Origin of the sequence: uncultured Rothia sp., from assembly GCF_937976295.1 — a bacterium.
In the GTDB taxonomy this organism is placed as follows: Bacteria; Actinomycetota; Actinomycetes; order Actinomycetales; family Micrococcaceae; genus Rothia.
On record NZ_CALJRY010000312.1, the window covers coordinates 1 to 9,725 of the forward strand.

5 protein-coding genes are annotated in these 9,725 nt (G+C 59.4%); 2 read left to right on the plus strand and 3 right to left on the minus strand.

The genetic code is table 11. The annotated features are described in order from the left end of the window. Positions 1-11: 11 nt before the first annotated feature. From Q0216_RS08280 to ileS, 3 genes are all read right to left on the minus strand, one after another. On the minus strand, positions 12-638 hold the full coding sequence (locus Q0216_RS08280) for a hypothetical protein (RefSeq protein ID WP_298594460.1): 627 nt from the start codon (positions 636-638) through the stop codon (positions 12-14). A gap of 167 nt (positions 639-805) precedes the next feature. After that, positions 806-2,467 (minus strand): folylpolyglutamate synthase/dihydrofolate synthase family protein, encoded by a 1,662-nt coding sequence (locus tag Q0216_RS08285; RefSeq protein ID WP_298594462.1) that lies wholly within the window; start codon positions 2,465-2,467, stop codon positions 806-808. 143 nt (positions 2,468-2,610) lie between these two features. Continuing rightward, positions 2,611-5,952, minus strand: a complete 3,342-nt coding sequence (ileS, locus tag Q0216_RS08290) for an isoleucine--tRNA ligase (protein WP_298594464.1) — start codon at positions 5,950-5,952, stop codon at positions 2,611-2,613. A gap of 1,459 nt (positions 5,953-7,411) precedes the next feature. On the opposite strand from ileS, the gene Q0216_RS08295 reads away from it, so the two are divergent. Beyond that, positions 7,412-8,374, plus strand: coding sequence for a DUF6318 family protein (locus Q0216_RS08295; protein WP_298594467.1), 963 nt, complete (start codon positions 7,412-7,414; stop codon positions 8,372-8,374). 331 nt (positions 8,375-8,705) lie between these two features. Continuing rightward, on the plus strand, positions 8,706-9,662 hold the full coding sequence (locus tag Q0216_RS08300; RefSeq protein WP_298594469.1) for a DUF6318 family protein: 957 nt from the start codon (positions 8,706-8,708) through the stop codon (positions 9,660-9,662). Positions 9,663-9,725 lie beyond the last annotated feature (63 nt).

The following is a 9,725-nucleotide window of genomic DNA, read 5'->3' on the forward strand; positions in this document are numbered from 1 at the left end:
GCTCTTCCGATCTAGAATCCAGAACCCAGTGCTGTACGGAGTAAGCGTGCCCAAAGTTCGCGCTTAAGTTTAGTAGTTTTATTATCTTTAGATTCTTCATATAGAGCTTTTAGGTATGCCGAGTCCTGAGCATACGCCGCAGAATTTGCTCCAAGATACTGTTCAATTGTTGCGGCGGTAGGTACAATCTCTGCAGGTATAGCAAGAACAGATTCCAGCCATGAAACTAGCTGATCACCATTTTGTGAATTTAAAGTAAACTCAGCTTGCTTTTCAAGCTCTTCTTTACCAGGAAGCAACTCGAAAAGCCACCAATTAATACCATCAGTAAGAATCCCGTTGTAGCGACTCGATTCCTGACGAGATCTCTCCTTAACATATCCAGAAAGCTGATTAATTTCTTTTTTATTTAATTCAACGCTTTGAAGCTTTTTCTTAACTTCAATAGCAGTTGAACCTATAGCGATATCAATACGGCGATGCGTGCCATCTTTAACAGGGTCTTCAAGTTTTACGACATTGCTATCGTCAGCAATTTTTGCCGCAATTAATAGACCTTTGATATCAGACTGGATATCAGCTTCAGTAAAACCAGGAGCCGGGTTTAGTAACCGGCTCAAGTACTGTTCTGTACTCATCTTCTCACTCTCCTTTGTCCGTGTAAGATTTTCGATACCTTTTGCACCTAGCCAGTATTCTACCTAGCTAGGTTTCACATAAAGTCATGGCATAAGCTACCAACTCCCTTTGCACAGAAGTATAAACCTCTTACCCGATTAGGCTTAGCCAACAGGTTGTAGCTGTCTCAGTCTTCTTCGGAGTCATCATCACCGAAGAAGTCATCGGTGTACGAGTCACCCAGCGGCAGACCCAGCGAATCCTCCAGCGAAGAACCCGGCGCAGACTCGCCGCCCAGCTCAGCCATGATGCCGTCCAGCAGCTCATCCGGCTCAGCAGAGGCAGCCGCAGCCGCCGCGGCGGCCAGAGTCGAAGCCGACGCCGCACCCGCAGAACCGGCATAAGCGCCCTCGGCGGGCAGCTCATCCGGCAGCTCCTCAGCCTCAGCACCGGGGGTCTTCGCCTCCTCATGCGCCGCCAGAAGGGTACGCGCCTCACCGATGACCGTAATCGAACCGGTAATCAGCACACCCGCCGACTCCTGCTCAAAGAGGGCGTTCTCCATGGCGGTGGCAATCGCCTCGTCCAGGTGCTCAAACACCTCGATCGAGTCCTCATCAATGCCAGCATCCAGCGCCAGCTCGTGCAGACGCTCCGGCACAATCGCACGCGGCGAATCCGACGCCGCCAAGTACAGGCGGAACGTGCCGTCAGAAGCGTCCACGTACTCTTCGCGCATGGTCTCAAACATGCCCAGAGCATCCTTCTCACCCAGGATGCCAACCACAGCGTGCAGGTGCGACAGCTTGAATGCCTCAGTCAGCGCGGCCGCAGACGCACGCACGCCGTGCGGGTTGTGGCCCGCATCCAGGATGGTCAGCGGCTCGGTGCGCACAACCTCCAGACGGCCCGGCGAGCGCACCGTCTCAAACGCGGTACGCACCACGTCCTCGGGCAGCTGACGCTGACCGCCGAAGAACGCCTCCACGGCGGCAAGAGCCACCACGGCGTTCTGCGCCTGATGCGCACCGTGCAGGGACAGCGGCACATCCGGGTACTCGCCCGCCAGGCCGCGCAGGGTCAGCAACTGACCGCCGACCGCAAGCTCTCGGGAGACAACGCCGAACTCCACGCCTTCAAAGGCGAAGGATGCTTCCTTCTCGCGGGCGGAGGCGAGCAGCACATCCGCTGCTTCAGGGTCCTGTGCGGCAGAAATCAGGAAGCCGCCGGGCTTAATGATGCCGGACTTTTCGGTCGCAATCTCGGCGAGGGTTTCGCCGAGCATGTCGGTGTGGTCCAGACCGATCGGGGTGACCACGGAAACCACGCCGTCGGCAACGTTCGTGGAGTCCCAGGTGCCGCCGATACCGACCTCGAGCACCACCACGTCCACCGGCTCGTCCGCAAAAATCGCGAAGGCGAGCACGGTCACGGACTCGAAGAAGGTCAGGGCAGGCTCGCCGCGGGAGGTCATCTCCGCGTCCACAATCTGCAGGTAGGGGGCGATTTCCTCCCAAATGCGCACGAAGGTGGCATCCGGTACGGGCGCGCCGTTAATGCAGATACGTTCGGTGACGCTTTCAAGGTGCGGGCTGGTAAAGCGGCCCACGCGCAGGTCGTGGCCGAGCAACAGCGCCTCAATCATGCGGGCGGTGCTGGTCTTGCCGTTCGTGCCGGTGATGTGGATGACCGGCGCGGCACGGTGCACGTCGCCGAGGATTTCGACGGCGCGTGCTACGGCGTCCAGGCGCGGCGCCATCTTGTTTTCGGGTGCTCGCGCCAGCAGTTCACCGTAGACCCGCTCCACGCCCTCGGGGTCGGGAATTGCGGGGTAATTCTTCTCGCTCATTGTTCTCCTCACTGGGATAGCCGGACTGGGATAACCGGCCAGTGCCGGCAGGGGGGGTGCCGGCGGGATAACCGTGCGGCGGGATAGACGACGGGCCGCCCCGCCCAGTCAAGGGGGCGGGACGGCCGTACGGTTCAGGCGTTTTATGCCTTGGCTACGCTAATGCTCAGCTCGGCTGCTTCGCTCAGCTGCAGGGACACGGCGAGGGTTTCGCCGGTCACCAGCGCTTCGTTGGCGCGCAGAGCTGCCAGAGTTTCCTCCGGTGCCGCGATGCTCAGGTTGATGCGGTCCGCAACGTTCAGGTCGGCGTCCTTACGTGCCTGCTGAATAGCGCGGATGGTGTCGCGGGCGATACCTTCGGCAACCAGCTCATCGGTCAGCTCAATGTTGAGGACCAGGAAGCCGCCGGGCAGAACCGCAGCCGCAGTGTGCTCAGCACCCTCAGCGTCAGCGGCAACCACGGTTGCCAGCTCGTATTCGCCCTCTTCCAGAGCCAGGCCGCCGTCCAGTGCTGCCACGCCGACCAGGACGGTACCGTCCTCGGTCACGGTCCAGTCACCGGACTTGGATGCCTTAATGGCAACCTGCACCTGCTTGCCCAGGCGCGGACCTGCCGCACGTGCGTTGACCTTCAGCTGCTGGGAGATGCCGTAGTCGGCGGGGTCGACGGTGTCGGCGCTGACCAGATCCACCTGGCGCAGGTTCAGCTCGTCCTCGACGATGTTCGCGAAGTACTCCGCGCCCTTCTCACCGAAAGCGGTACCCAGGGCAGCGAACTGCTCGGGTGCGATTGCCACGGTCATCTTCTGCAGCGGCTGGCGCACGCGGATCTTCTTTTCCTTGCGCAGTGCCGAACCGGCGGAGCAGACCTCACGCACGGTCTGCATGAGAGCCAGCAGGTCGGACTCGTCAGCGAAAGCGGATGCCTCGGGCCAGTCGGCCAGGTGCACGGAGCGTTCACCGGTGAGGCCGCGGTAGATTTCCTCGCTGCTGAGCGGCAGCAGGGACGCGGCGACCTTCGACACGGTCACCAGTGCGGTGTAGAGGGTGTCGAATGCGTCGGTGTCTTCGTTGAAGAAGCGCTCGCGGGAGCGGCGCACGTACCAGTTGGTCAGTGCGTCGGCGTACTGGCGCAGGGATTCGCAGGCGTTCCAGATGTCGTAGGAGTCCATCGCTGCGGTGACCTGCTCGATGAGTTCGCGGGTCTTGCCGAGGATGAAGCGGTCCATCACGTGCTGCGAGTCGTACTTGAGCTTTGCGCTGTAGCCTTCGCCGTTGTTGGCGGCGTTAGCGTACAGGGCGAAGAAGTGGTAGACGTTCCACAGCGGCAGCATGACCTGGCGAACACCCTCGCGGATACCCTGCTCGGTCACGATCAGGTTGCCGCCGCGCAGAATCGGGGAGGACATCAGGAACCAGCGCATCGCGTCGGAGCCGTCGCGGTCGAGGACCTCGGAGACGTCCGGGTAGTTACGCAGGGACTTGGACATCTTCTGACCGTCCGAGCCGAGCACAATACCGTGGCTGATAACGTTCTTGAACGCGGGGCGGTCGAAGAGCGCGGTCGCCAGCACGTGCAGCACGTAGAACCAGCCGCGGGTCTGACCAATGTACTCGACGATGAAGTCTGCCGGGTAGTGGTTCTCGAACCATTCCTGGTTCTCGAAGGGGTAGTGCACCTGCGCGTAGGGCATGGAGCCGGAGTCGAACCAGACGTCGAGCACGTCTTCCACGCGGCGCATGGTGGACTTGCCGGTCGGGTCGTCCGGGTTCGGGCGGGTCAGCTCGTCAATGTACGGGCGGTGCAGGTCGGGTTCGCCGTCCTTGTTCAGGGGCAGGCGACCGAAGTCTGCTTTGAGCTCTTCGAGGGAGCCGTACACGTCCATGCGCGGGTAGTTCGGGTCGTCCGAAACCCACACGGGAATCGGGGAGCCCCAGAAGCGGTTACGCGAGATGGACCAGTCGCGCGCGTTCTCAACCCACTTGCCGAACTGGCCGTACTTCACGTTTTCGGGGATCCAGTTGATCTGCTTGTTCAGCTCGTACATGCGGTCCTTGAAGTCGGTGACCTTCACGTACCAGGAGGTGATTGCACGGTAGATGAGCGGGGTGCGGCAGCGCCAGCAGTGCGGGTAGGAGTGCACGTAGGACTTCTCGCGAATCAGCGTACCGTCTGCCTTGAGGGCGTTGATGATGGTGCGGTTCGCGTCGAATGCCTGCACGCCTGCGATCTCAGCCAGGGCGGTGGAGCCGGAGGCGGTGGGCTCAGCGAAGAGGTTCAGAAACTTTGCGCCTTCGTCGAGGGAAAGGATCACGGGGATGCCGTAGCTTTCACAGACCTTCTGGTCGTCTTCACCGTAGGCGGGTGCCTGGTGGACGATGCCGGTACCGTCACCGGTGGTGACGTAGTCGGCGACGAGGATCTGCCAGGAGGTTTCGGTGCCCCACTTTTCGGTGTCTGCGAAGTAGTCCCACAGCGGGGTGTAGCGTACGTGCTCGAGCTGGGAGCCGGTGTAGCGTGCGGTGACGGCTGCGGCTGCATCCTGTTCGGGCTGGTCGCCTTCGTAGCCGAGGTCCTTGGCGTAGGAGCCGAGCAGCTCGGAGGCGATCAGGAAGGAGCGGCCCTCGAACTTGCCTGCGCCGGGTACGACGGAGTATTCAATCTCGGGTCCGACGGCGAGCGCCTGGTTGGTGGGCAGGGTCCAGGGGGTGGTGGTCCATGCGAGTGCTTCGACGCCGTCGAGTTCTGCGGCGACCTTCTCGTCAGCACCGAGGGCGGTGTCTGCGGTGAGGCGGAATGCGACGGTGACGGTCTGGTCCTGGCGGTCCTTGTACACGTCGTCGTCCATGCGCAGCTCGTGGTTGGAGAGGGGGGTCTCGTCCTTCCAGCAGTAGGGCAGCACGCGGAAGCCCTGGTAGGTCAGGCCCTTGTCGTAGAGGCGCTTGAACGCCCAAATGACGGACTCCATGTACTCGACGTTCAGGGTCTTGTAGTCGTTTTCAAAGTCGACCCAGCGTGCCTGGCGAGTGACGTACTTTTCCCACTCGTTGGTGTACTTGAGCACGGAGGCGCGGGCAGCGTCGTTGAAGTTGTCGATGCCCATTTCGAGGATTTCGCGCTTGTCGGTCATGCCGAGCTGCTTCATTGCCTCGAGTTCTGCGGGCAGGCCGTGGGTGTCCCAGCCGAAGCGGCGTTCTACCTTGTGGCCGCGCTGAGTCTGGTAGCGTGCGACGAGGTCCTTGGCGTAGCCGGTGAGCAGGTGGCCGTAGTGGGGCAGGCCGTTGGCGAAGGGAGGGCCGTCGTAGAAGACGAATTCGTTTTCGCCGTTTTCGCCTGCGGGGCGGTTCTCGACGGATGCGGAGAAGGTGTTGTCCTTCTTCCAGTAGTCGAGGACTGCTTCTTCAAGTGCGGGGAACTTGGGCGATGCGGTGACGCCGCTTCCTGCGGCTTCGAAGGCGCTCGCCTTGGGGTATACATGGGACATGTGTTTGTGCGCCCTTATCTGTTGTTCTCAACGCTGAGAGGTTGGGGCGACAGGGTACGTAGCACTCGTCGTCCGCACCGTTTCAGCGGGTGAGGATTGACATGACGGGTGCAAGGACGCCTGGGCATCGCTGACTGATCCGGGCTGTGCCGGGGGCAGGATGCGGCGCGGTACCACCTTGCTTACTGATTTAACAGCTCAACGCACCGAACCCTCCCGGGGCTACGGGGTGCCGCGGTGCATGTCCGCGATACCTAGCCACCGGAAGAGCGGCGCGTTGGGCGGGTATCAGTCGCTTATTACAGCTATATCGGGCTTAACCGTCCGGTTCTACTGGGACTACATCTCTTCCGCTAAGACACCCTCGCCGCAGCGATTGGCGGGTGTCCGCAGGTGCGGTCCGTTCTTCCGAATTGCTCGCCGGTGATGGCCGGGTCGTTGCAAACACTAATAGTTTATGTGGCTTTTGTGTCTGTATGCAACCCCGCGGAGTGTGGGTTTGAACAGCACTTTTCTGATGCGCCGACGCTGGAGGCGTAAAACAGAGTGGTTCTTCGTTCGGCGATATTTAGAGCGAGTAGGGGGCTTAAGGGGTCTTGCCTCACCCCGCACTCGGGCGTGTTTAAGGATGTATGTTTTTACATTCTTCAAGTGTTGCTTTAAGTGGGATTCGATTTTTTCGAGGAAACCTGCAGGATTACCCACAGTGCAACCACAAGATATGGGGTAAACACCGATGTAATTCCACTAGATATTCACCCCTGCAAGTTTTCGCCCCCTCGGCACCCCGTGTGGGAACCGGTTTTTCTGGATTAGTCGGCAATGCATAGCGGGTGAATAGAGTGCATATTTGAGGATTACCGAGCGGGTTTCCCTTTGCTGAATCGGGTATTTCCTCTGAGGCTTTGAAGGCCTCCTCGCAGACAGAAAGCTGAGTTACCCACCCTCCTCTCCCCCATCTTTTGGGAGCACTGAGGCGCGGCTCTTTTATTTTTCAAGCCATAAATATGACTGAAATCACTTAATTTGGCATGTGTGCCCACCCTTCACTGGGCGCCCCTCTCCATCAAATAGCTCCCCGTCAATAGGGTGTGGTCGCAATACTTTACAGTGATTGATATCTTGAGCACTCCATAGACTCTCAGGGATTACTAAGGTGCTTTTTCGTGCATTTTGACCTCAAAATAGTCTAAAATGAATCGTGCAACACATCAATGATGATTCGACAGCATCTACCCCCTCACCGGGGCGTGAACAGAGCAACTTCAAAGATGAGTTCACCAGTACCCCTCGCCCGCGGCGTGAGGTACCCCCGAGGTCACTTCCGGAACGGAGTCTGAAACCGCGGCATTTGCCTAAAGTTTTCCCCCTTTCACGACCTCACCCAACACGCCATACAACCACGCGCCCGCCGCCGGGTGCCCCGAGCCCGCCTCGGAAAAGATCAAGGAGTTCACCGATGCTCTCATTCGACCGCTCTTCGAGTACCCGTTCCACCGCTTCCCACCTCTTGAGCCGCCGCACTCTGCTGCTCGGTGGCGCGGTTTCCCTCATGGCTGGTTGCGCCTCCGATATTCGCCCGCTGAGCGAAGAGGCAAAAGCTAAGGTAGGTTCCCCCTCCCCTTCCGCAAGCGCAACCGCTTCGCCTTCTGCATCTAGTTCGGCCTCTACTACCGCTACTTCCTCCGCGAGCGCTTCAGCAAATGCCACAAGCAGCTCGTCCAGCGCGGCACGCGTACCCGTTTCCGAGGATGCGCTGGTCGAGGGCTGGCAGAAGTACCCCGGACCCCTGAAGCTGACCGGCGAGTACATGGGCGAGTACCAGCCGGCAACCGCTTCTTCCCCGGCGAAGAACGTGCCCAAGCCCCTCAAAACCGTTCCGCACCGTGAGGAACCGACCTTCCAGGGCGCCTACGAGACGTTGCGCGCCTACTACAGCGCCCAGATCGCCGCGCTCAAGGACGGACGCTACGCGGATCAGGCGATTGAGCTGACCTACCCGGCTGATAAGAGCGCCATTGATGAGGTCAAGGCGGTCAAGGAACTGTACGAGAAGAACGGCTGGTATATGGACTTCACGTGCAGCATTTCCATGCGGAATACCGAACCGGACAGTGCCGTGAAGGACGGTGACGGCTACGTAGAAATCTTGGTGGACTCCCAGTATTCTGCCACCGCCATCCATCAGCCGGATGGCACCGAGCGCAAGGTTCCGGCGATTACTCAGGTATCCGTTTCGCACATCATGCTCTACACCGAGGGTAAGTGGTGGCGCATTAGTACCGGCTATCTGGACGAGCGTTTTGCTGGAGGCAAGGGCTCTTCAGGCTCTTCTGGCTCCGGTTCTTCTAGTTCTGGAGGTTCCGGCTCTGCCGGTTCTAGCGGTTCTTCATCCTCGGGTCGCGGCTCCACTAAGGTCTAGCACCGCAGGGGCCTACTACCCCTTCCCCGGTCTTATCTCCGGTTGAGAGTAGCCCCGTCTTATCAATCCAATAGCTCATAACCCAAAGTCGTTGAGGCACAATCCCCCTTGCACCTCACCGACTTTGGGTTATTGCGCCTTAAAGACAATGTCCAGGGTTTTTTGACGAAGTTTTAAAACCACTCTTCTATAGTGAGAAGTGGATACTTCATGCGTATCCCGGTACCCCCTTTGTACCGCGCACCATACAAAAACGACGAGGCGGATCCTTTCGTACGCATCACAGCGTTGTGAAGCGAGCTACCTCGATCAACCACTTTCAGGAGATACCATGTCCTTCCGGCCGAGTGCACACGCCAGCCTCTCTGCTAACGACCGAAACGGATTGACCCGCCGCGCCGTTCTTTTTGGCGGTCTGACTGCCGGTGCTTTGGCTCTAGCAGGATGCGCTTTCAACAAGGATATTCGCCCCACCGGTGCCGGCGAGACTTCCTCCGGTTCCCCGAGCGCCTCCGCTTCCCCCTCAGCTTCGGCTTCGCCTTCTGCGTCTGCCTCGGCTTCGGCATCCGCCTCTGCTTCTTCTTCGTCCTCGTCAAGCCATAACGCCGCGAAGATTATTCCGTCCGACGAGTTCTTGAAGGACTATAAGAAGTACGTTGGCGACGTCAAGTACGAGTTCAAGCCCGCTGTTGCGCACTACGTTGAGCCGACCGACACCTCCCCCGCGAAGAACGTTCCGATTCCGGTCATTGATACGGTGGCTCAGCGTACCGTCAGCCTCGAAGGTGCTTACAAGACCCTGGCGGCTTACCAGAGCGCGTACATTGCTGCGATGTACAACGGCGACCTGCAGTACCTCAAGGGTCTGGTCCACGGCGCTGACAGCGGTCTGGTCAACAACCTGAAGGCTATCGCTAAGCTCTACGCTGCGGGCGGCTGGACTAAGGACTACGAGAGCAAGCTGAGCATCCGTGACGACATGGCTGGAAAGGCTCTCGCCTCTACCGATTTGGCTGTTGTGGCGTTCCCCTGCCGGGATGTCGTCAAGGAATACACCATCTACCAGAACGGCACGGGTGAGGTTCAGAAGGCAAGCACCCTGGATGTCGTGATTTACGTGGTGTACGCCGAGGGCAAGTGGCGCGTGACCAGCCGCGAGTACTTCGTGTCCCAGTACAGCGACCAGTTCCGCAAGGTCTTTGAGGGTCCCTCCGCGTCGGCTTCTGCAAGCAAGTCCAGTGGCTCCGGTAGCTCCAGCTCCGGTAGCAGTAGCGACTTCAAGATCTAGGCTCTGAGACTCTAGGATCTGAGAGCAACACCCCTGATGAAGCGGGGCGGGTATCAGTCGATA